At 68.3% G+C, this 20843-nt stretch carries 18 protein-coding genes; 8 read left to right on the forward strand and 10 right to left on the reverse strand.

Features of this window, described 5'->3' with window-relative positions:
- Window positions 1-28: 28 nt before the first annotated feature.
- Entirely contained in the window at window positions 29-916 is an 888-nt protein-coding gene (gene bla / locus AC0IYU_RS09600) for a class A beta-lactamase (RefSeq protein ID WP_472115713.1), read from the reverse strand.
- A gap of 303 nt (window positions 917-1219) precedes the next feature.
- Between bla and AC0IYU_RS09605 the strand changes: the two genes are divergently transcribed.
- The 5 genes from AC0IYU_RS09605 to AC0IYU_RS09625 all read left to right on the forward strand — a co-directional run bounded on the left by AC0IYU_RS09605 (window position 1220) and on the right by AC0IYU_RS09625 (window position 9168).
- Window positions 1220-3304: a LamG-like jellyroll fold domain-containing protein gene (locus tag AC0IYU_RS09605; RefSeq protein ID WP_472115716.1), complete on the forward strand. Its 2085-nt coding sequence runs from the start codon at window positions 1220-1222 to the stop codon at window positions 3302-3304.
- 38 nt (window positions 3305-3342) lie between these two features.
- Entirely contained in the window at window positions 3343-3525 is a 183-nt protein-coding gene (locus AC0IYU_RS09610; RefSeq protein WP_472115719.1) for a hypothetical protein, read from the forward strand.
- Between the two features lie 34 nt (window positions 3526-3559).
- Window positions 3560-5836, forward strand: a complete 2277-nt coding sequence (locus AC0IYU_RS09615; protein WP_472116144.1) for a phosphocholine-specific phospholipase C — start codon at window positions 3560-3562, stop codon at window positions 5834-5836.
- Between the two features lie 123 nt (window positions 5837-5959).
- Entirely contained in the window at window positions 5960-6736 is a 777-nt protein-coding gene (locus AC0IYU_RS09620) for a DeoR/GlpR family DNA-binding transcription regulator (RefSeq protein WP_472115721.1), read from the forward strand.
- Between the two features lie 113 nt (window positions 6737-6849).
- The gene (locus AC0IYU_RS09625) at window positions 6850-9168 is read left to right on the forward strand and encodes an FdhF/YdeP family oxidoreductase (protein ID WP_472115724.1); all 2319 of its coding nucleotides are present in this window, start codon (window positions 6850-6852) and stop codon (window positions 9166-9168) included.
- Window positions 9169-9216: 48 nt separating this feature from the next.
- Here the strand turns inward: AC0IYU_RS09625 and AC0IYU_RS09630 are convergent, their stop codons facing one another.
- Window positions 9217-10212 carry an SLAC1 anion channel family protein gene (locus tag AC0IYU_RS09630; protein ID WP_472116147.1) on the reverse strand — a complete coding sequence of 332 codons (996 nt, stop codon included), beginning with the start codon at window positions 10210-10212 and terminating at the stop codon, window positions 9217-9219.
- A gap of 81 nt (window positions 10213-10293) precedes the next feature.
- Window positions 10294-11352 (reverse strand): GlxA family transcriptional regulator, encoded by a 1059-nt coding sequence (locus tag AC0IYU_RS09635; protein WP_472115726.1) that lies wholly within the window; start codon window positions 11350-11352, stop codon window positions 10294-10296.
- A gap of 198 nt (window positions 11353-11550) precedes the next feature.
- On the opposite strand from AC0IYU_RS09635, the gene mug reads away from it, so the two are divergent.
- Window positions 11551-12159, forward strand: coding sequence for a G/U mismatch-specific DNA glycosylase (gene mug, locus AC0IYU_RS09640; RefSeq protein ID WP_472115728.1), 609 nt, complete (start codon window positions 11551-11553; stop codon window positions 12157-12159).
- Window positions 12160-12203: 44 nt separating this feature from the next.
- Here mug and AC0IYU_RS09645 read toward each other — a convergent pair whose 3' ends face one another.
- Entirely contained in the window at window positions 12204-13814 is a 1611-nt protein-coding gene (locus AC0IYU_RS09645; RefSeq protein ID WP_472115731.1) for a serine hydrolase domain-containing protein, read from the reverse strand.
- Between the two features lie 615 nt (window positions 13815-14429).
- On the opposite strand from AC0IYU_RS09645, the gene AC0IYU_RS09650 reads away from it, so the two are divergent.
- The gene (locus AC0IYU_RS09650; protein ID WP_472115733.1) at window positions 14430-15302 is read left to right on the forward strand and encodes a DUF2272 domain-containing protein; all 873 of its coding nucleotides are present in this window, start codon (window positions 14430-14432) and stop codon (window positions 15300-15302) included.
- Window positions 15303-15327: 25 nt separating this feature from the next.
- Here the strand turns inward: AC0IYU_RS09650 and AC0IYU_RS09655 are convergent, their stop codons facing one another.
- From AC0IYU_RS09655 to AC0IYU_RS09680, 6 genes are all read right to left on the reverse strand, one after another.
- Window positions 15328-15576 (reverse strand): DUF3297 family protein, encoded by a 249-nt coding sequence (locus AC0IYU_RS09655; RefSeq protein WP_435439288.1) that lies wholly within the window; start codon window positions 15574-15576, stop codon window positions 15328-15330.
- 60 nt (window positions 15577-15636) lie between these two features.
- Window positions 15637-16095 carry a ribonuclease HI family protein gene (locus AC0IYU_RS09660; RefSeq protein WP_472115735.1) on the reverse strand — a complete coding sequence of 153 codons (459 nt, stop codon included), beginning with the start codon at window positions 16093-16095 and terminating at the stop codon, window positions 15637-15639.
- 12 nt (window positions 16096-16107) lie between these two features.
- Complete coding sequence (locus AC0IYU_RS09665) at window positions 16108-16566, reverse strand: DUF4124 domain-containing protein (RefSeq protein ID WP_472115738.1); 459 nt, start codon at window positions 16564-16566, stop codon at window positions 16108-16110.
- A gap of 98 nt (window positions 16567-16664) precedes the next feature.
- On the reverse strand, window positions 16665-17591 hold the full coding sequence (locus AC0IYU_RS09670) for a Bug family tripartite tricarboxylate transporter substrate binding protein (protein WP_472116150.1): 927 nt from the start codon (window positions 17589-17591) through the stop codon (window positions 16665-16667).
- A gap of 95 nt (window positions 17592-17686) precedes the next feature.
- Complete coding sequence (locus AC0IYU_RS09675; RefSeq protein WP_472115741.1) at window positions 17687-18631, reverse strand: hydroxymethylglutaryl-CoA lyase; 945 nt, start codon at window positions 18629-18631, stop codon at window positions 17687-17689.
- Window positions 18624-19784 carry a CaiB/BaiF CoA transferase family protein gene (locus AC0IYU_RS09680; protein ID WP_472115743.1) on the reverse strand — a complete coding sequence of 387 codons (1161 nt, stop codon included), beginning with the start codon at window positions 19782-19784 and terminating at the stop codon, window positions 18624-18626. The genes AC0IYU_RS09675 and AC0IYU_RS09680 overlap by 8 nt, the downstream gene beginning before the upstream one ends.
- A 132-nt stretch (window positions 19785-19916) precedes the next feature.
- On the opposite strand from AC0IYU_RS09680, the gene AC0IYU_RS09685 reads away from it, so the two are divergent.
- Complete coding sequence (locus AC0IYU_RS09685) at window positions 19917-20816, forward strand: LysR family transcriptional regulator (RefSeq protein WP_472115747.1); 900 nt, start codon at window positions 19917-19919, stop codon at window positions 20814-20816.
- Window positions 20817-20843: the final 27 nt, after the last annotated feature.

A 20843-nucleotide genomic window follows, 5' to 3' on the forward strand; every position in this document is an offset into this window, starting at 1 on the left:
ACACCCTGAACACGGCCCCTGAGCTTTGTCAGCCGGCGAGCGCCGCCACCGCGATGCGCGTTGCCGACGCGATGACGTCGTTGCGACCTTTGGCGTCTTTCTGCGGAAACGTCAGGTAGACCGACAGCACCAGCGGCGCACCGGCCGGCGGCCAGAGCACGCCGGTGTCGTTGGTGCTGCCGTACGAGCCCGAGCCCGTCTTGTCGCCGACCTTCCAGCCCGCGGGAACGCCCGCCAGGAATCGCTCTGTGCTGGTGGTGTTGCCCAGCAGCCAGGTCTTCAACTGCTCGCGCTGGGCCGCACCCAGTGCATCGCCGAGCGCCAGCCGCTGCGCGCTGTCGGTCATGGCCGCGGGCGTGGTGGTGTCGCGCAGATCGCCGGGAATGGCGGTGTTGAGCTCGGGCTCCGTGCGGTCGAGCCTGAAGGTGGCGTCGCCGATGCGGCGCGAGAACGCCGTGACCTCGGCCGGCCCGCCGAGCAGTTTCAGCAGCACGTTGGCGGCCGTGTTGTCGCTGTACTGGACGGTGGCGGCGCACAGGGCGGCCACGCTCATGCCCGTGCCCACGTGCTTCTCGGTGACGGGTGAATAGGCGACCAGGTCGCTCTTGCCGTAGGTCAGCTGGCGCGACAGCAGGCCGGCGTCTTTGGCACTGCGTTCGAGCACGGCGGCCGCGAGCATCAGCTTGAAGGTGCTGCACAGCGGAAAGCGCTCGTGCGCCCGGTGATGGATGCGCGCGCCGCTGCCCGTGTGCAGCCCGGCCACGCCGAGGCGGCCGCCGCAGGCGCGCTCCAGTTCGGCAAGTTGCGCTTCGCCTGAAGGCTGCGGGCCGTTGCGAGACCAGGCAGTGCATGCGCTGGCCAGCGGCAGCACGGAAGCGGCAAGCAGCAGGGTGCGGCGTTGTACGGATGAATTCATGTCGTGCTTCTTTCTTTCGGCGAGTGGATGGGACGACAGGCATCGTAGGAGCGCGGCCTGCGATGTTCCAGCGAGCCGGCCGTGCTCGGCGTCCCGGGTGTATCCGCTGTAACGGCGCGCGCGAACGGCGAAGGGCACTCGCACTGTCAAAGCGCTGTCACTTGAGGCCAGCAAGATCTGAGGCATTCAAGGTATTTGTGCGTTTTCTTGCAAATGGTTGCAAGACCGCAAGCACCCACCACCACACAGATTCCGGGAGCGCGGCCCTGCGGGCGCGCATTCCACATTCTTCGGGAGAACCACATGATCAGAGGAACGACCGCGCGCGGCGCGTCGGCGGCGGCCAGCATCTGCGCCCTGCTGCTGCTCGCAGCCTGCGGGGGCGGGGGCGGCGGCAACGGCGCCGGCTTCTCGCCCGTCGGCGCGCTGCCGACGGGCAGCACGTCCAACCAGGCGCCCAGCGCCAATCAGGGCAAGAGCGGCCCCAAGGTGATCGTGGTCGAGATCGACGGTCTCACCCATGTCGCGCTTCGCGACGCCATCGCGCAAAAGAAAGCCACCGCGCTGCAGTCATTCCAGCTCGCGCCCGCCTGGACCGGCGGCGCGAACGGCACGCGCACCGAGCAGCGCCCTACGGACGGCCCGGGATGGGCCACGCTGCTCACAGGCACCTGGGTCGATCGCCATGGCGTGCGCGGCGACACCCGCGACCAGCGCATCGACGCCAAGCGCGCGCCGTCGATATTCGCCATCGCAAAGCAGAAGGCCGAGGCCGGCTACAAGACCGGCGCGGTCACGGCCAACCCGCTGTATCCCGCGTTACTGGCCAGCGAGCCGGGCAGTGTCGACACCGCGCTCGACTGTGCAGGCTCCGACGCCTGCGTGACCGAGCGCACCGCGCAACTCATCGATGCGGGCCATGACCTGGTCGTGGCGCAGTACGGTGCGCCGGCCGCCGTGGCATCCGCCGGCCTCAAGAGCGACACCTACCAGCGCGCCGTGCAAGACACCTCGGCGGCCGTTGGCCAACTGCTGGCACGCATAGCGCTGCGCACCGCCAACGACGCCAAGGAAGACTGGCTCGTGATCCTCACCACGGGCCACGGCCTGGACGCCTTCGGCAGCAACACGGGGCTGCAGACGACAGAGAACAAGACCGTCTTCATCGCCAGCAACAAGCCGCTTGCGGGCCTGCCAGGCACAGGCTCGGCCGCGCCTGCCGACAACGCGCTGCTGCAGCTCGCCGCGGCCACGGACATCGCGCCCACCGTGCTGCGCCACCTGGGCGCCATGCCGGCGGCGCAGGGCTACGGCCTGAATGGCATGGCACTGCAGGGCACCACGAGCATCCGCGAGTTCGCCGCGAAGACCGGCGCCGACAAGGACAACATCGAACTCGCCTGGAAGCTCGCCGGCAACACCAACCTGCCGGTGCAGGTGCTGCGCGACGGCCGGCTCATGGCCACGCTGGCGGCGGGCAGCACCTCGTACACCGACTACATCGCCGCCACGAGCGACGGCAACTACAGCTACCTCTACACGCTGGTGGCCGGCGACACGACGGTCGCGCTGACCGCGCAGATCGCGTACCTGAAGCCGGTGCCGCTGGCACCCACGCTGCTCAACGGCCTGGCCAGCTACTACCCGCTCGATGCCCTGCCGGGTGTGGACAGCAAAGCTGGCGCCTCCACGCTCGCGCCCTGGGCCACCGATGCGGACGGCGGCTCGCTGGTGGCCGACGACGGCATGAGAACGCGTGACCGCGCCAAGGCGCTGCGCGTGGACAGCCGCGTTGCGAACGCCAGCGGCATGGCCGGCTACCGCCTCAGGCAGACGACCGACGTGACCACGGACGCGGGCACCACCGCCTTCACCATCGGCTTCTGGGTGCGCACCGACGCCACCTGCAGCCAGGGCGTGGGCAACGGCGCATCGGTCATCGCCAACAAGAACTACGACACCGGCAACAACGAAGGCCTTGCCATCGGCCTGTTCGGCAGCTGCGAGCTGCGGTTCAACACGGGCACCGGCAGCGCGCGCGGCGAGATCAAGGGCGCGCACTACCTGAGCGCCGGCCAGTGGGCCTACGTGGCCATGGTCATCGACAAGGCCGGGCTCACGATGGACGGCTATGCCGTCGATCCGGTGCGCGGCGTCCAGAGCGGCCGCGTGGCGCTCTCGCCGGCACTGGTCGCCAAGCTCGGCGGCCTGAAGAACGGCATCGGCCTGAACGAAGACGGCTCCGGCCTCTACTACAAGCGCCAGTCCGCCTCGCCCCGCGGTGCGATGGACTTCAACGACTTCGCGATCTGGAACCGCGCGCTCACAGCGGACGAGATCGCCAGCCTCTACAAGGCGGCCCGCCCGCTGTCGACGCTTTCTCCCTGAACCCCTTCCACAAACACTGCACAACAAAGGATAGACCCATGAAATCTGCATCCAAGAGCGCGCGCCTGCTGGCCGCGCTGACCGTGGCCTGCGCGCTTTCCGCCTGCGGCGGCGGCAGTGGCGGCGGTGGCGTCACCGGTGGCCTGCCCACCGCGCCCGCGACACCGACCACACCCACCCCCGACAACGGCACCGCGCCCGTGAAAAGCTGCGCACCCTGAGGCCCACGACATGAACGACAAGACCCACAAGCCCATGAACTCGCGCCGCAAGTTCCTCACCGGCACCGCCACCACGGGCGCCGCCGCGCTCGCCATCTCCGCGTTCCCGCCCAGCATTCGCCGCGCGCTCGCCATTCCCGCCAACAACAGGACGGGCACGATCATGGACGTCGAGCACGTCGTGATCCTGATGCAGGAGAACCGTTCGTTCGACCACTATTTCGGCATGATGATGGGCGTGCGCGGGTTTGGCGACCGCTTCACCATTCCGCTGCCCAACGGCCTGAATGTCTGGCAGCAGAGCGACGTCAACGGCAAGCCGGTGCTGCCCTACCACCTCGACCAGAGCCAGGGCAACGCGCAGCGCGTGAGCGGCACGCCGCACAGCTGGAGCGACGCACAGAGCGCCTGGGACGGCGGGCGCATGAACCAGTGGCCGCGCTTCAAGACCACGGCGTCCATGGGCTACTTCAAGGAAGCCGAAGTCCCGTTCCAATACGCGCTGGCCAACGCCTTCACGGTGTGCGACAGCTACCACTGCGGCATGCACACAGGCACCAACTCGAACCGCCTGTTCCATTGGACCGGCACCAATGGCCCCTCGGGCCAGACGAGCAGCGGCCTGGCGGGCGTCTCGTCCATCGACAACACCTGGGAGAACCTGAGGTCCCCCTGGAACCCGACGACGAACCCCGGCGTCGATTCGACCCAGTACGGCTGCAACTGGAAGACCTACCCCGAGCGCCTGCAAGAGGCCAAGGTCAGCTGGCTCGTCTACCAGAACCTGCCCGACAACTACACCGACAACCCGCTGCACGGCTTCCAGCAATACCGCGTCGCAAACAAGCTTTCGGGCAAGAACGACATGCGCTACGACGGCGACGCCAGCCCACCCGCGGGCGTGACCGTGCCGGCCTACGACGCAGCCAGCGACGACCCGGGCAACCCGCTGTACAAGGGCGTGGCCAACACCATGCCCGACGGCGGCTTCCTCGGCACCTTCAAACAGGACGTGCTCAACGGCAAGCTGCCCCAGGTGTCGTGGATCGTGGCGCCCGCCACCTACTCCGAGCACCCCGGGCCATCGAGCCCGGTGCAGGGCGGCTGGTACATCCAGGAGGTGCTGAACGCGCTCACCGCCTCGCCCGACGTCTGGAGCAAGACGGTGTTCATCGTCAACTTCGACGAGAACGACGGCTACTTCGACCACATGCCCTCGCCGTCGGCGCCGTCGCTGCTCAACCCCACCGACCCGAACAGCGCCGCCGCAGGCAAGACCACGCTGTCGGATGCCGACGTGGCCTTCGAGCGCCATACCTATCCGCTGGTCGGCAGCACCACGCCGCCCGCCGACGGCCGCGTGTACGGCCCCGGCCCGCGCGTGCCGATGTACGTGATTTCGCCCTGGAGCCGCGGCGGCTGGGTCAACTCGCAGGTGTTCGACCACACCTCGGTGCTGCGCTTCCTGGAAGCGCGCTTCGGGGTGAAGGAGCTGAACATCTCGCCGTTCCGCCGCGCGGTAAGCGGTGACCTGACGAGCGCCTTCAACTTCGCCACGCCCAACACCGAAGTGCTGCCCACCTTCGCCGGCACCCGCACCAAGGCCGACGCCGACAAGCTGCGCGCCGACCAACAGGCGCTGGCGCAGATCGTGCCGCCGGCCAACGCGACGCTCCCCAAGCAGGCCACCGGCGCGCGGCCCTCGCGCGCGCTGCCCTACGAACTGCATGTGAGCGCGCGTGCGGATGCACTCAACGGCGCGATGCGCCTCATCTTCTCCAACACCGGCAAGGCAGCCGCCGTGTTCCACGTGTACGACAAGCTGCACCTCGACAGGCTGCCGCGCCGCTACATGGTCGAGCCCGGCAAGATGCTGGACGACGTGTGGAGCGGCACCGCCGACAGCGCGGGCAACTCGTACGACCTGTGGGTGCTCGGGCCCAACGGCTTCCACCGCCACTTCAAGGGCAACCTCGACGCGCTGCGCGCCAGCAACGCGCCCAACCCCGAGGTGCGCGTGTGCTACGACGTGGCCAACGGCAACGTGTACCTGGAGATGCTCAACGGCGGCACCAACGCCTGCGGCTTCACGGTGCGCGCCAAGGCCTACCGCAACGACGGCCCGTGGGGAGCGAGCGTGAACGGCGGCGCCAAGGCCGAGCAACTCTGGAAGCTGGACAGCAGCGGCCAGTGGTACGACTTTGCCGTCACCTGCGACGCCGACCCCACCTTCTACCGCCGCTTTGCCGGCCGCGTGGAAACCGGCAAGCACTCGGTCAGCGATCCGGCCATGGGCCTTGCCGATCTCTGACATCGGCAAAATGGCGCGAGTTGCGCGCCTGTTCAAGGCCTGTTTCCGGCCCTGAACATGCAGACCGGGGCGGCCGTCGCACTGAGGCCGCCCCTTTTTCCGTTTACCCGCCCGCATTCATTCATGCTCCAAGACGAACGATTCCTGCGCATCCGCAGCCTGCTGGCCACCTTCTCGCGCCTGAGCGTCGAGCGCATCGTGCAAGACCTGGCGGTGTCGCGCGAGACGGTGCGGCGCGACCTGCTCGAGCTCGAAGGCCTGGGCGAGCTGCGCCGGGTGCACGGCGGCGCCATTGCCACCAGCGCCGAGCCCGAGCCGCCGCTGGCGGTGCGGCTGGTGGCGCGGCAGCGCGAGAAGCGCGCCATCGCCAAGGTCGCCGTGGCGCTGCTGCGCCCTGGACAGACGGTGTTCATGGACGCGGGCAGCACCATGTCGATCTGCGCGGAAGAGATCGCCTCGCTCAGCGGCATGACCGTCATCACGAACTCGCTGAACATTGCGCTCAAGCTCGCAGGCGCGGGCGAGGGGCGGCTCACCGGCAACCGGACCATCCTGCTGGGCGGAGAGATCGACGTGAAGGCGCAGGCCACCTGTGGCGACACCACGGTCGAGGCCATCCGCCGCTACCGCGCCGACGTGGCGCTGCTGTCGCCGGTGGGCCTGCATGCCAAGCATGGCGCCATGAGCTTCGAGCACCACGAGGCCACGGTGGCGCGTGCCATGGCCGAGCAGGCGCAGCAACTGATCCTGCTGGCCGACCACGCCAAGATCGGCCAGGCCAGCCGCGTGAGCTATGCGCGCGCGGCAGACATCGGCGTGGTGGTCACCGATGCGAAGGCACGCGACCTGCCGGGCATGGCGGCACTGCGCAAGGCATGCGAGCGGGTGGTGCTGGCCTGAAGCGCTCACGCTGAAGGCTAGCGGGCACGGCAATCAGCGGCCGTCCTACAGCGTTTGCGCGGGGCGCGGCCGAGATTGCAGCCTCCCACTCGCCACGCGCACGCTGACCCTTCATGACCGCCCCACCCTCCAAGACCGAGCCGAAGATCAAGCCCTATCCCTTTGCCGCCGGGGGCTGGGGGTCTTTGAAAGCCGTCACCACCAGCCTGCTGCACGAGCACGCCGGCCTGGCCGGCGCGCGGGCGCTGCTGCACCAGAACAAGACCGACGGCTTCGCCTGCGTGAGCTGCGCCTGGGCCAAGTCGGCGCACCCGCACACGGCCGAATTCTGCGAGGCCGGCGCCAAGGCCACCGCCTGGGAGCTCACGGCCAAGCGCGTGCCGGGCGCCTTCTTCGAGCGCCACACGGTGGGCGAACTGCTGCAGTGGAGCGATCACGAACTGGAAAGCGCCGGCCGGCTCACCGTGCCGCTGCGCTGGAACCGAGACACCGACCGCTACGACGAAGTCGGCTGGGAAGAGGCCTTCGAAGGCATCGGCGCCGAGCTGCGGACGCTGCGCGCCGTGGACGCAGAGTCGGTCGTGTTCTATGCCTCCGGGCGCGCGTCCCTGGAAACCAGCTACATGTACCAGCTGCTGGCGCGCCTGTACGGCAACAACAACCTGCCCGACAGCTCCAACATGTGCCACGAGAGCACCTCGGTGGCGCTGCCGCAGACCATCGGCGTGCCGGTGGGCACGGTGACGCTGGACGACTTCGAGCACACCGACGCCATCTTCATCTTCGGCCACAACACCGGCGTGAGCAGTCCGCGCATGCTGCACCAGCTGCAGGACGCCCGAAAGCGCGGCGTGCCCATCGTCACCTTCAATCCGCTGAAAGAGCGCGGGCTGGAGCGCTTCGCCAACCCGCAGTCGCCGCTGGAAATGCTCACGCCGGTGGAAACCGCCGTGAGCACGCAGTACCTGCAGTTGAAGATCGGCGGGGACATCGCCGCGCTCACCGGCCTGTGCAAGGCGCTGGTGGCGATGGACGACGCTGCGGTGCAAGCGGGCCGGGCCCGCGTGGTGGCGGCCGACTTCATCGCCGCGCATGCGCACGGCTTCGAGGCGTTCGCGGACTCGGTGCGCGCGGCGCCCTGGGAAGCCATCGAGGCCGAGTCGGGCCTGGAACGCGCGGCGCTGGAAGAAGCGGCGCGCGTGTTCGCGGGCGCCAAGGCCGTCATCGGCATCTACGGCATGGGCCTCACCCAGCACCGCAAGGGCGTGCAGAACGTGCAGATGCTCAGCAACCTGCTGCTGCTCGGCGGCCACATCGGCCGCGTGGGCGGCGGCATCTGCCCGGTGCGCGGGCACTCCAACGTGCAGGGCCAGCGCACCGTGGGCATCAGCGAGAAGCCCGAACTGGTGCCGCTGGACAAGCTGGCGCAGTTGTACGGCTTCGAGCCGCCGCGCAAGAAGGGCTTGAACACGGTGGAGACCTGCCAGGGGGTGATCGATGGTTCGGTACGTGCCTTCATCGGGCTGGGCGGCAACTTTGTGCGGGCGGTGCCGGAGACACGGCGCGTGGAAGCGGCTTGGCAGCGCCTGCGGCTCACGGTGCAGATAGCCACCAAGCTCAACCGCAGCCACCTGGTGCACGGCGAGGTGTCTTACCTGCTGCCCTGCCTGGGCCGCATCGAGATCGACGTGCAGGCGGGCGTCGAGCAGAGCGTGGCGGTGGAAGACTCCACCGGCTTCATGCACGCCTCGCGCGGGGTGGCGCAACCGGCGGCGCACACGCTGCGCTCCGAGGCGGCCATCGTCGCGGGCATCGCCAAAGCCACGCTCGCGCCCAACCCGCTGGTGCCGTGGGACGCATGGGCGGGCGACTATGCACAGGTGCGCGATGCCATCGAGGCGACGTGGCCCGACATATTCCGCGACTTCAACGCTCGCTTTCGCATGCCCGGCGGCTTCCAGCGGCCCGTGCCCGCACGCCAGCGGGTGTGGAAGACGAAGAACGGCAAGGCCAACTTCATGAGCTTCGACAGCCTGGTGGCCGACCCCGACACGCCCGAGACCGGCCCCGATGTGCTGCGCCTGATGACGCTGCGCAGCGACGACCAGTTCAACACCACCATCTACAGCCTGGACGATCGCTTCCGCGGCGTGTACGGCTCGCGCATGGTGATCTTCATGAACCGGGGCGACATGGCCCGGCTGGGCCTGGAAGAAGGCGCGCGCGTGACCGCATCGACCGCCGTGGAAGACGGCACACCGCGCGCCGTGCAGGGCCTTCGCGTCACCGGCTACGACATTCCCGCCGGTTGCGTGGGCGGCTACTACCCCGAGTGCAATCCGCTGGTGCCGCTGGCGCACCATGCGCTGCAGAGCATGGTGCCGGCGTCGAAGTCGATTCCGGTGCGGCTGCGCGCCGAGGCCGTGGGCTGAGCGCCCATCGAGAGCACGGGACCGTGCCGGGCGATGGCACGCGCAACCTCATCTGGGGCCGAGCAACTTGCCGCTCGCGATCATCTGGACCGTGCGAACCGTCAGGACCGCAATCAGGCCGCTGAGAAACACCAGCAGCGCAACCGCCAGTGCCGTCACCGGTGCATACCGTGCGTGCTCTGCATACCGGAGCGCCGCATTGCAGAGCGCGGCGATCGGGAAGCTCAATGCCCACCATCCGGCCGCAAAGGGAATGCCGCGCCTGAAGACCTTGAAGACCAGCGAGAAAAAAACGAAGAGCCCGAAATAGAAAAGCATGGCCGCGAAGGTGTCGACCCGCTCGAAGAAGCTGGTGTACGCCAGGAACCCGACTTCGAACGGCGCAATCAGGATCATCAGGGACGGCACCATCTCGGTTGCCAGCTTCTCGTGGTGATGGATGAGCCTGGACACGATCATGGTGAAGAAGACCAGCGCGACCATCGTGCCCACCGCCATCGAGAACAGGTTGACCTCGTTCGCCCAGGCCATCGGCATGGCGCTGCCGGCCACCGTGATGTCCAACGTGGCCACGCCGGGAATCAGCCACGCCGGCACGGCGTGGCCGGCATCGACCTTTCCGCGCAACAGCCGGCTGACGATGGTGAACGCGAGTGCAATCGTCGCCACCGCGCCGATGCTCCAGAGCACCTGCGACGCGCGCGCGCTGACCGGGGCCACGACCGACGAGATCAGCAGCGTGGCAATGGTCACCGTGCCGAAGAAGTTGCCGGCGATGGGGTGCAGGAACTCGTTGCGCACCACCTGCGGATGGCGAACGGCCTTGCAGGCATAGGCCACGCACAGCAGCACGAAGATTGCAACGGCAACGCTCCCGATCGCACCCTCGACCAGAGGACTGGTGCCGAACTGGTGGCTGGCCTGCCGCCACGCCGACGCCAGGCCCGAAATGCCCATGACCGAGGCGAACAGATTGACGGGAAGGTACTGAATGGATGCCTGCCGCGGGTGGCCCGCCGGGCTCAGCGTGTGCGTGGTGTTGATACGTGCTCCTGGATTGACGCGGTCGCGCCGCCTGCGAATTCGCGTTCGCTGCGGCGACCCCGAAAGTCTAGGGACGGCGGGTCAGGCGCGGTCTTCGGATGCGGCCGGTTTTGAGCCATTCACGTCCGTTTTCAGGACAGCGGAACGGCGGGCGCGCGGCACTGCGGCCTCCACACCCCGAAAGCGCTCCCGAAAGCGCTCCCTGTAGGCCCGGGGCGTGGTGTCGAGCCGCTTCGCGAAGATCACCCGCATGTGATTGGCGCTGTGAAAGCCGCATCGAAACGCCACCGTCTTCAACGGCAGGTCGGTCTCTTCCAGCAGCTTGCGGCAGAACTCGACGCGCACCTGGTCCACGAACGCCGAGGGCGTCATGTGGGCGTCCTTGGCGAAGACGCGCGAGAACGTTCGCCGGCTGACCCCCACGGCATCGGCCAGCTGCTCGATGGACAACGGCTCGCTGAGATGGTCCGTGACATGGCGCAATACCTTCGCCACGATGGTCTCTTCCTTCGGGCCGACCGCCAGGTAGGGGCTGTATTGCGACTGGCCGCCATCGCGCCGGATGTACACAATCAGCCGCTTGGCAATGCGCAGCGCCATCTCGTGGCCCCAGTCCTCCGTGACCAGGGCGAGGCACAGGTCGACGCCGGCAGCGACACCGGCGGAGGTGAACAGCTTGCCGTCTCGCACGAAGATCTTGTCGGGCCGCACCAGGGCCCGCGGAAATTGCGCGACGAGACGGTCCACGTCGTGCCAATGGGCAGTCACCTGCTTGCCGTTCAGCAAGCCGGCATGCCCCAGCGGAAACGCGCCGTTGCACACGGAGCCGAAGCGCCGCGAGCCCGCGGCCTTGTCGGCCAGCCACTGCAGGAAGCTGGGCGCGTAGGTCTGTACCTCGTACAGCTTCGGGCCACCGGCCACAAGCAGCAGGTCGGGCTGGTCTTCGTAGTGAAGGTAGTCGGTCTCGACATGGAGCGCCATGCCGTTGGCGCAACGCACGCTGCCTGCGCGCAGGCCCACCAGCGTGATCTGGTAGTGCTGGTGCGGGGCAAGAAAGTTGTTGGCCTCGGCGAAGACATCCATGGGGCCTGCAACGTCCAGCGCCTGCACCCCTTCGAAGACGACGATCACCAGCTTCATGATTTCAGCTTTTCGTTCTTGCGCGGGTCCGCACCTGAAGCTCGCCTGCAACCGAGCCGACGCATTCTAGGACGGCATGTCTTCATCGGAGCGCACGGCGGGCGGTGCGCCCGTGCGTGGCCTGAAAACGTCGCAGTTTGGCCGGGAAGCACGACATTCGGCGGCATGCGCCTCCAGGCGCCAACCTAGACTGGCTGCATGAGTGACGCACCCCCGGTTCCGAAGCGCGCCGCGGCCGAACCATTCATGCGGCACCAGCCGGGCACCGAACTGCCCGGCATCGCGCCTGTGGGGCTGCCCGAGCTGTTGCGGCCAGGGCTGGAGATCGTCTTCTGCGGCATCAATCCGGGCCGACGCGCGGCTGCGTCCGGTCGCCATTTCGACGGCAGAGGCAATCGGTTCTGGCGCGTGCTGCATCTGGCCGGGTTCACCGCGACGCTGATGACGCCCGAGCAAGGGCCACTGTTGATGGCGCTGGGCTATGGCCTGACGACGGCCGTCGATCGGGGCACCGCACGCGCGAGCGAGGTGGCGGCACATGAGTTTCTCGCTGCGGCCGAGCACTTCAACCGAAAGATCGTTGCGTGCGGCCCGCGTCGGCTTGCGTTCCTGGGCAAGGCGGCCTATGCAGGCATGACGGGCCAGAAGCACATCGCGTGGGGTAGCCAGGCCGCGCGCTGTGCCGGCGCCGAAACCTGGATTCTTCCCAATCCCAGCGGGCTCAATCGCGCGTTCTCGCTCGACGATCTGGTGGAGGCTTACAGGGCGCTCCGCGACGCCGCGGTGTTCGACGCGCGAGCGTCATGAAGCGCTGCGTCGTTGCCTGACCCAGCGGCGATGCGACCGACACGCTAACGCGTGCGCGGCACCGCACTCGTCAGCAGCCCCAATGCCTGGTTCAGCGTAGAGGTGGCGAACCGCTCGCCCTTGGAGTAGCCGATCCGCACAACGACAAGGTCATGCGATGGCACAACGACCACGTACTGACCCGCGGCGCCCAGCATGTAGTAGGCGGAGGTGGGCACGGCCAGCGCGCCGGTGCCATTGATCCAGAAGAAGCCGCCGTAGATGGGGCGCTTGTCCGCGGCCCATGCGGGAGCGACGGTACTCACGAATTTGACGAATCCTTCGGGAAGGATTCGCTCGCCGTTCCACACGCCATCCTGCAGATACAGGTTGCCCAGCCGCGACCAATCTCGCGCAGACATGAAGTCATAGCCCTGGGTCAGAAAGTTGCCGTAGGGATCTGTCTCGATCACCATCGACCGAATGCCTATCTTGTCGAAGATGCTTCGCTGCGGGAACGAAAGGTATTCCTCGCCGCGCTTCTCCACCGCAAGTCGCACCAGGTAGTTGGCGAGCACCGGATCCGTGTTGCGGTAGCGCCCGACCGTGTTCGCGGGCCATTGCTGCGGCCGTGTCGCGGCGTAGTTGAACGCATTGATCCTGCCGGTGTAGAAATAAATGTGGTCCGGGTAGGTTCCGTTCGGGTCGAAGTCCGGGTCGTCCGGCGCCTTGATCCGCAGGCCGCTCGACATGTGCAGGATGTCGGAAATGCGGATCTGCTTTCGGCCGTCTCCTTCGCCCTGCCACTCGGGAATCGGGGCAGGCTGATCGAGCTGATAGACACCCTGCTGCATGAGCACGCCAAGCATCGTGGCGGTCACGCTCTTGCCCATCGACCATGATTCGAGCGGCGTCGTCACACCCACACCGGCCTGGTACCGTTCACCGACGATGCGCCCCTTGTGCGTCACCACGACCGCGGAGGTGTAAGCCTCCGGGTTTCCAAAGGCGGCGTCGAGCGCCTGCGTGACCTTGGAAACGTCGACCTCGGCGGGCAGCGGATCGGACGGCAAGACGTCCCCCATGGGCCAAGGCAGGGTGTTTGCGGCGGCCAACGCGCTCTTGACTTCGACGGGCTTGAAGAAGACATCGTCCTTGCCCGCCGGCAGCGTGATGCAGCCCTGGGAACCGAAGTAACGCGCCACCAGCGTCGGTCCACTGGGAATCGAGATACGCACTTCCTTCTTGCTGCGGTCGACGACGGGCGTGCCCACCAACTTTCGCTGCGCATAGGGCCCGACGAAGTACCCGAGGCTTTCGGCAGCGACCGCGGGATCGATGCCGGAAATGAACACGGCCGAACACATGCTCTTGGCGTAACCCGAGGTGTTGTGCTCGAGAACATCGCCCGGCGGCGGCACATAGGGGGTGTTCAGCTCCAGGCACTTGGCCCGCGCATTCAGCGCGCTGGCGGCCGGCAGCTGCGACGTGATCGCCGGTGCGTCGCACGACGGGGCGGCTTCGCTGGTGCTGCTGGAACCGGCGACCGGAAGGACGGCGCCGATGCCGACACCTCCACCACCACCTCCTCCTCCGCCGCCCCCACCGCCGCATGCGCCCAGTGCCACAGTCAAAGCGAAGGCCACGGCATTCGCGTATCTCTTGGTGTGTGTCATATGGCCTTTGTTCGAGGTCTTCGATTGCCTGTGGAGCGTGTTGACAACGCTTCGACGGCCTGCCCAGATGAAGTTTGGCCGGACTTGTTCCCCGCAGTAATGAAACTGATCGAAATTAAATGAATTGCGCGCTCATACGCTTTCGGTTACCCGTTCAATTGATCGACGCAACACACGAGAACGGTGCAGGTAAAAGAATTGATGCCGTTGAATTTCGAATACGGATTGATTACCCGTAAAGCCAGAAGGCGCCGACGTGCAGGCACGGCACGCGAAGGCCGCCCCGACCGGCATATGGCTGGATTGTTTGATCGACGCCACATCGATGTGCCGGTTCACGGCACCGGCAGCGCTCGATCGCTTTGGCAACAGCTGCCTTGGCCACGCGCGGCACTGGTCGGCTGGATTCCGCCAGCGTGCGCCGCGGAATGGAGCGCCCCCGCACAGCTATGCTCGCGCCACATGCCGCCTTCCAACAAGCTCCCTCGCGCGTCTCGCGGCAGCCTGCCCCTGCTGGCGTGCACCCTCTGGCTGGCCTTCTCGGGCCCGGCATCCGCTGCCCCAATCTGCACCGAAACCGCCACCCAACGCCCCTCCCCCTCTCGCGCCCTCGCCATGGCGACCTTCGCCGTGCAGGAGCACCAGGCCTTCGGCGCCCAGACCATGGATGCCGAAGGCCGCATGACCGAAGCCGGCGACTCCGAGGCCGAGGACACGCGCCGCACCGTCCCGGGCCTCGCGCCCTGGCAGCGGGTGCTCGGCTACTGGGAGGCCGTCGACCCGCGGCTGCCCACGCAGGTGCGCTACGGCGCGCTGCGCCCCGCCAACCGGCACCTGCTGATGCAGGCGTTGAACGAGGCGACGTCCGGGCGGCTGCAGGGCATGGGCGTGGGCCCGGACGAGGGGCTGGAGTCCACCGAGCTGCGTGCCGTGCAGGTCGCGCTGGCCCGCGCCTCCGTCATCGACACGCCCTGGTCCGCCGCGTTCATCAGCTGGCTCGCACGCCAAGCCGGCCTGGCCGAAGAAGAGTTCGTTTTCTCGGAGGCACATGTCGACTACGCCGGGGCGGCGTGGCAGGCGGGCGTCGAAGAGGCAGCAGGCCGGCCCACGCGCTATGCCCTGCGCGCGTGCGACCTCACGCGTACGACGCCGCGCGTGGGCGACCTGGTGTGCCAGGCACGCGGCGCGGGCGCCGGGCTGGACACCTTCGACAAGATCGGCGAGGTGCTGGCCACGCGCGACGTCGGCGGCGAGGCGCTGCCGATGCATTGCGATGTGGTGGTGAGCGTCGATGCCTCGGGCTTCGACACGGTGGGCGGCAACGTGCTGCAGTCGGTCACGCGGCGCCGGCTCGACTTTGCGCCGGGCACCCTGGTGCTGGACCCGAGCTACCTGCCCGAGGGATGCGCGCCGACGCCTGGCGTGGCAGGCTGCATCGATCGCCACATGAGCCGCCAGCCTTGGTCGCTGTTGCTGCAGTGGCGCTGATCGATTGAAAAAACGGCTTGCTGGCTTACTTGTAGAACGCTTCTACGGTGCCCTTGAGCTTGAGCAGCAGGGGCTTGCCCTTGCGGTCGACGGTCTTGCCGGCGGGCACCTTGACCCAGCCTTCGCTGATGCAGTATTCCTCGACGTCGAGGCGTTCCTTGCCGTTGAAACGAATGCCGATGTCGTTCTCGAAGGCGGCCGCCAGGTGGTGCGGGCTGCGCGGGTCGCTGGAGAGGTGGTCGGGAAGGGGTGGGCGGGAAGTGGCTTCTGTCATGGCGCGTGATGATAGGGGCTCCCGGGCGCCCTGCCGCGCGAGGGCTGTCCATCTGCCCTTCTATCGACGCTTCTTCTGGGGCCGCGGCGGCGGCTTGGGTCCGAAGCCCAGCGCGCCACGGGCGAGCGCATCGGCCTCTGCGTTGCGGTGGCGCGGAATCCAGTGCACGCGCGCGTCGTCGAACCCGCCGAGCAAGGCGCGCGCCTCGTCGAACAGGCCGGCCAGGCGGGCGATGGGTCTGGCTTGGGGCCCGACGAGCTGTTCGACCAGCGTGCTGTTGTCGCTGTACGCCCGCACGGCGGTCGCGCCGCGCTCACGCAGGTCTTGCAGCACCAGGGTCAAAGCCAGCAGTTCGGCCTCGTTGTTGCAGCCGGTGGTGTGCGTGGCCCGCGAGAGCGTGTGGCGCGTGCCGTCGGGCGCGGTGATGACTGCGCCGACGCCCATGCGGCCCGGGTTCGGCATGGCGCTGCCGTCGCAGTACACGGTCCACGGCGTGCCCGCAGGCACGGTTTCGCTCATGCTGCGTGCCGCTCAGCAGTTGCTGCGCTGGATGCCCGCCAGGTTCTGGCAGGGCCGCTTGCCGGGGGGCGGCCCGGGGTCGCGCAGGTGGGGTGGCGGCCGGCGGACGGGCCGCACGCGGTCGTCATATGGGTCCGGGCCCAGGATGTAGACGGGCGGCGGGTCTGCCGCGGGCTGGGTGTCGGCGGGGTAGCGCGGGATGACGGCAGGGCCGGAAGGCGGGTTGGGCGGGTTGCCGGCGACCTGGCTGGGCGGCGGCGGCGCAGCGACGGGCGCCGGCGTGTAATCCCGGCGCGTTTCATCGGCCGGCGGCGGCGTGAGAATCTGCACGGGCCGCGCCTGCTTGCTCCCGGGCGGGCAGGCGACGTTGGTGTACGAGATGGCCCCGCTGGCATCCGTGCACCGAACCACGTCCGCGTGCGCGCCCAGCGCGGCGCCGAAGATCGACAGGAAAAAAGCCAGGGAGCGCATCGGTCGCATGGGGTGGGGGGTGACGAGAGTTGCGCCAACTGTAGCCGCAGCGCACCCGCCCGGCGAGCCTTGCGCGCACGCCCCCACGCGGTGCATCGTCATTCGGGCTCGATGCCGGCCGCGCGAATCACCCGCCCCCACTTCTGCGATTCGGCCGCCTGGAACTTCGCCAGCCCTTCGGGCGTGCTGGTGACGGCCTCGCCGCTGGTGGTCGCCTGGTAGGCCGCCACGGCGGGCGCGGCGGAGACCTTGATCATCATTTCATTGAGCTTTTGCGTGACGGCGGCGGGCACGCCCGGCGGCAGGTAGACCGCCGTCCAGTACGACATGTCGTAGCCCTTCACGCCGGCCTCCTCCACCGTCGGCAGCGCCGGCACCGCGTCCAGCCGCTTGCTGCCGCTGACGGCCAGCGCGCGCAGCTTGCCGCCCTTGACCTGGGGCAGCGCGGTGGGTGCATCGGCGAACATGAAATCGACCTGCCCGCCCAGCAGGTCGGTGATGGCCAGCGGGTTGCTTTTGTACGGCACATTGACCACGTCGATGCCCGCCATCTGCTTGAGCAGTTCGCTGGCCACGCGGCTCGACGAGCTGCCGCTGCCGAAGTTGAGCTTGCCGGGCGCCTTCTTCGCCGCGGCAATCAGCTCGGCCACGGACTTGATGGGCGAATCGGCGTTCACCAGCAGCAGCATGTGGCCCTTGGACAGCAGCGTGACCGGGGTGAAGTCTTTCACCGGGTCGTAGGGCAGCTTCTTGAACAGGTGCTCGTTGGCCGCGTGCGTGGTGTTGGTGGTCATGAGCACCGTGTAGCCGTCGGGCGCGGCCTTGGCCACGTACTGCGCGGCGATGAAGCCGCTGGCCCCTGCCCGGTTGTCCACGATGACGGGCACCTTGTACTCGGCGCCCAGCGCCTGCGCCATGCTGCGCGCCTGCTGGTCGGTGCCGCTGCCCGCGCCGAAGGGCACGACGATGGTGATGGGCTTGCTTGGGTACGCCTGGGCGTGCACGGGGCCGGCGGCCAGCGCCATCGCACAAAGCGCCGCCGGCGCAACCAGTCGGAAGAAGAAAGTCGGCACGGTATGGTCTCCTGTGGAATGTCTTTTTTCTGGTTTCTTCGCCCGGCTCAGCGCCGGAACCTCGCCAGCGTGCCGGCCCGCATGAGCTTGCCCGGCAGCGGGTGGCCGACGATCTCCTCGGCCAGCCGTGCGCAATCGATGAGCGCGTCGAGGTCCACGCCGGTCTCGATGCCCATCTCCTCGCACATGAAGGCGAGGTCTTCGGTGCAGATGTTCCCGGCCGCGCCGGTGTGGCCCGCGAACGGGCAGCCGCCCAGGCCGCCGCAGGCGCTGTCGAAGGTGTCGATGCCCATCTGCAGGCCCATGAGCGCATTGGCCATGGCGGTGCCGCGCGTGTCGTGCAGGTGCAGGCCCAGCCGCAGGTCGGGCCAGCGCTCGCGCACGGCACCGACCACCGAGGCGATGGCGTTGGGCTGGGCCCAGCCCACGGTGTCGGCGAGCCGGAGAATGGGCACGCGCAAGCCGAACTCGGCCATCACGTCGAGCATCTGCGCCACGCGCTCGACGACCGTGGCAGGAGAAATGGCACCTTCGAGGTTGCAGCCGAAGGCCGTGGTGACGATGCCGCGCGTGACCGGAATGCGGCGGTCTACACAGTAGGCGAGCGTTTCGCGCTGGGCGTCGCGCAGCGCGGCCAGGCTCTTGCCGCTGTTGCGTATCGAAAAGGCCTCCGACGCGTTGGTGGTGATGGCGCCTTCGATGTCGAGCTGCGTGCGCATGGCGCGCTGCATGCCGCGCAGGTTGAGCCATATGCCGGTGTAGCGCACGCCTTCGCGCTTGCGGATCGACTGGGCGACCAGCTCGGCATCGGCCATGCCGGGCACGCGCTCCGGGTTGACGAAGGACACGCACTGCACCTCTTCGAGCCCCGTGCCGGCCAGCGCCTCGATCAGGCGCACCTTGTCGGCCGAGGCAATGTGCCGGGCCTCCATCTGGAAGCCCTCGCGCGGGCCTTCCTCGTGCAGACGCGCGCGTCGTGGAAGGTCAGACATTCGCATCTCCTTGCCGTGGCTGTTGAACGGGTGCGCCGAACTCCGCGTTGTGCTGGCCCAGCCGCGGCGCGACCACGCGGTGCGACGGGCGCACGCCGTCGATCGACAACGGCAGCGCGGTCAGCCTGAAGTCTTCGCCCGGCACGGCCTGCAGCATGCCCAGCGCCTCGACCTGCGGATGCGCGATGGCCTCGGGCACGGTGTGCACCGGCGCGCAGGGCACGCCGGCCGCAGTGAAGCGCGCGGTCCACTGCGCACGGGTCTGCGCGCGCAGCAGCGGCACGACCTGCGCGAACAGTTCGGCCTTGTGGCGCAGCCGCAGCCGGTTGGTGGCAAAGCGCTCATCGGCGGTCCAGTCGTCGCGCCCGAGCTCGTGGGCGAACTTGGCGAACAGCCGGTCGTTGCCGCAGCACACCAGCAGCGGCGCGTCGGCGGTGTCGAAGGATTCGTAGGGCACGAAGCCCGGATGGCCCGAGCGGTGGCGCTCCGGCAGGCGGCCTTCGTTGGCATAGGCATCGGCCTTCTGGCCGGTCCAGACCAGCGCCGTTTCGAGCAGCGATGCGCTGACCACGCCGCCCTTGCCCGTGACATGGCGGCGCTGCAGCAGCGCCAGCGCGCCGATCACCGCCCACATGCCCGTGCCCTGGTCGCACACCGAGGCGCCGGTGCGCATGGGCGGATCGTCCGGGCCGCCGTTGATGCTCGACAGGCCGCTGAAGGCCTGGATCAGAGGCTCGTAGCCCGGCTGCATGGCGAGCGGCCCGGTGTGGCCGAAGGCGGAGATTTCGCAGTAGACCAGGCGCGAATGGCGCGCGCACAGCGTGGGACCGTCGATGCCCATCGATCGCGTGACCCCGGGGCGCAGGTTGTGAACAAGGATGTCGGCCTGCGCGGCAAGCCGCTCGAACGCCGCCATGCCCTCGGCGCTTTTGAGGTCGATGGCGACGGACTTCTTGCCACGGTTGAACACATGAAAGTTGAGCGCGTCGCCATGGCGAAAGGCAGGCCCCATGTGGCGCGCGTCGTCGCCGCCCTCTGTGCGCTCGAGCTTGACGACGTCGGCCCCCAGGTCCGCGAGGATCGCGCCGGCGAACGGTCCGGCCAGCACCTGCCCGAGTTCCACCACCCGGATGCCTTCCAGTATTTTTTGCATGTCTCGAGCCCTGGGCCGGGCCTTTCCCGTTGTTCGATGGCCGCAAGTCTGGTCTCCGGCCATTGATCTGGGAAGACGAATATTTGTATATCTGTGATAACTTGAACGGATCAATCCCGACGGGCCGAGTCCATGCGAATCGACATCACGCTGCAGCAACTGGAGGCCTTCGCCGAGGTGGCGAATACCTTGAACTTTCGCGCCGCCGCGCTCGCGCTGCACGTGTCGCAGCCCGCGCTGAGCCGCACGGTCCGGATCGTCGAGGAACTGGCCGGCGCGCGGCTGTTCGACCGCGACACGCGGCACGTGGCGCTCACGCCCGCAGGCCGCGAGCTGCTGCCGATCGCGCTGCGCATCCTGGAGAACTTCCACAGCTCGTTCAGCGAGCTGTCGCAGTTTCTGGAGGGCCGCAGCGGGCACCTCACCATCGCCGCGCTGCCCTCGACGGGTGTTGCGTTGCTGCCCCATGCGATCGCCGCGTTTCGCCAGAGCCACCCGCAGGTGACGTTCTCGCTGATCGAGGGACCGGCCGACCAGGTGCGCTGCGCGGTGGACGAGGGCCGCGCGGACTTCGGCATCACCGTGCGCCCCGCGCCGCAGGAGCCCATGCTGTACCGCCACCTGATCGACGACCCCTTCGTGCTCCTGTGCCGGCACGACGATGCGCTGGCGGGCAGGGCCTCGGTGGCATGGTCGGTGTTTGCGACAAGGCCTTTCATCGCCAGCGGTTTTCACAGCAGCATCCGCCCGATCACCGACGCGGCCTTTCTGCAGCGCGGACTGCAGGTGGTGCCGGCGCTGGAATACCCGAGCGTGGCCGCGGCCGGCGCGCTGGTCGCCGCGGGACTGGGCATCACGGCGCTGCCGCGGCTGGCGCTGCAGCTCACGCGCAACGACGACCTGGTGACGGTGCCGCTGCAACGGCCCGCCATGTCGCGGCCCATCGGGCTGGTGACGCGGGCGGGCCGGTCGCCGTCGCCGGTGGGGCGGGCGTTCATGGACCTGCTGCTGCACAGCGGCACCCGGCGCTGAACCCGAGCACTCAAGTTGGGCCTTCAG

It is taken from the genome of Variovorax sp. AC103 (assembly GCF_979254005.1).

Bases quoted from the DNA above. Each gene is read 5' to 3' on its own strand.
- AC0IYU_RS09670 (WP_472116150.1), bottom strand. From the start codon at position 17,591: ATGGCGCTGGCCGCCGGCCCCGTGCACGCCCAGGCGTACCCAAGCAAG.
- AC0IYU_RS09625 (WP_472115724.1), top strand. From the start codon at position 6,850: ATGACCGCCCCACCCTCCAAGACCGAGCCGAAGATCAAGCCCTATCCC.
- AC0IYU_RS09645 (WP_472115731.1), bottom strand. From the start codon at position 13,814: ATGACACACACCAAGAGATACGCGAATGCCGTGGCCTTCGCTTTGACT.
- AC0IYU_RS09675 (WP_472115741.1), bottom strand. From the start codon at position 18,631: ATGTCTGACCTTCCACGACGCGCGCGTCTGCACGAGGAAGGCCCGCGC.
- AC0IYU_RS09620 (WP_472115721.1), top strand. From the start codon at position 5,960: ATGCTCCAAGACGAACGATTCCTGCGCATCCGCAGCCTGCTGGCCACC.
- mug (WP_472115728.1), top strand. From the start codon at position 11,551: ATGAGTGACGCACCCCCGGTTCCGAAGCGCGCCGCGGCCGAACCATTC.
- AC0IYU_RS09655 (WP_435439288.1), bottom strand. From the start codon at position 15,576: ATGACAGAAGCCACTTCCCGCCCACCCCTTCCCGACCACCTCTCCAGC.
- AC0IYU_RS09665 (WP_472115738.1), bottom strand. From the start codon at position 16,566: ATGCGCTCCCTGGCTTTTTTCCTGTCGATCTTCGGCGCCGCGCTGGGC.
- AC0IYU_RS09680 (WP_472115743.1), bottom strand. From the start codon at position 19,784: ATGCAAAAAATACTGGAAGGCATCCGGGTGGTGGAACTCGGGCAGGTG.
- AC0IYU_RS09605 (WP_472115716.1), top strand. From the start codon at position 1,220: ATGATCAGAGGAACGACCGCGCGCGGCGCGTCGGCGGCGGCCAGCATC.
- AC0IYU_RS09615 (WP_472116144.1), top strand. From the start codon at position 3,560: ATGAACTCGCGCCGCAAGTTCCTCACCGGCACCGCCACCACGGGCGCC.
- AC0IYU_RS09650 (WP_472115733.1), top strand. From the start codon at position 14,430: ATGGCGACCTTCGCCGTGCAGGAGCACCAGGCCTTCGGCGCCCAGACC.
- AC0IYU_RS09685 (WP_472115747.1), top strand. From the start codon at position 19,917: ATGCGAATCGACATCACGCTGCAGCAACTGGAGGCCTTCGCCGAGGTG.
- AC0IYU_RS09610 (WP_472115719.1), top strand. From the start codon at position 3,343: ATGAAATCTGCATCCAAGAGCGCGCGCCTGCTGGCCGCGCTGACCGTG.
- AC0IYU_RS09635 (WP_472115726.1), bottom strand. From the start codon at position 11,352: ATGAAGCTGGTGATCGTCGTCTTCGAAGGGGTGCAGGCGCTGGACGTT.
- AC0IYU_RS09660 (WP_472115735.1), bottom strand. From the start codon at position 16,095: ATGAGCGAAACCGTGCCTGCGGGCACGCCGTGGACCGTGTACTGCGAC.
- bla (WP_472115713.1), bottom strand. From the start codon at position 916: ATGAATTCATCCGTACAACGCCGCACCCTGCTGCTTGCCGCTTCCGTG.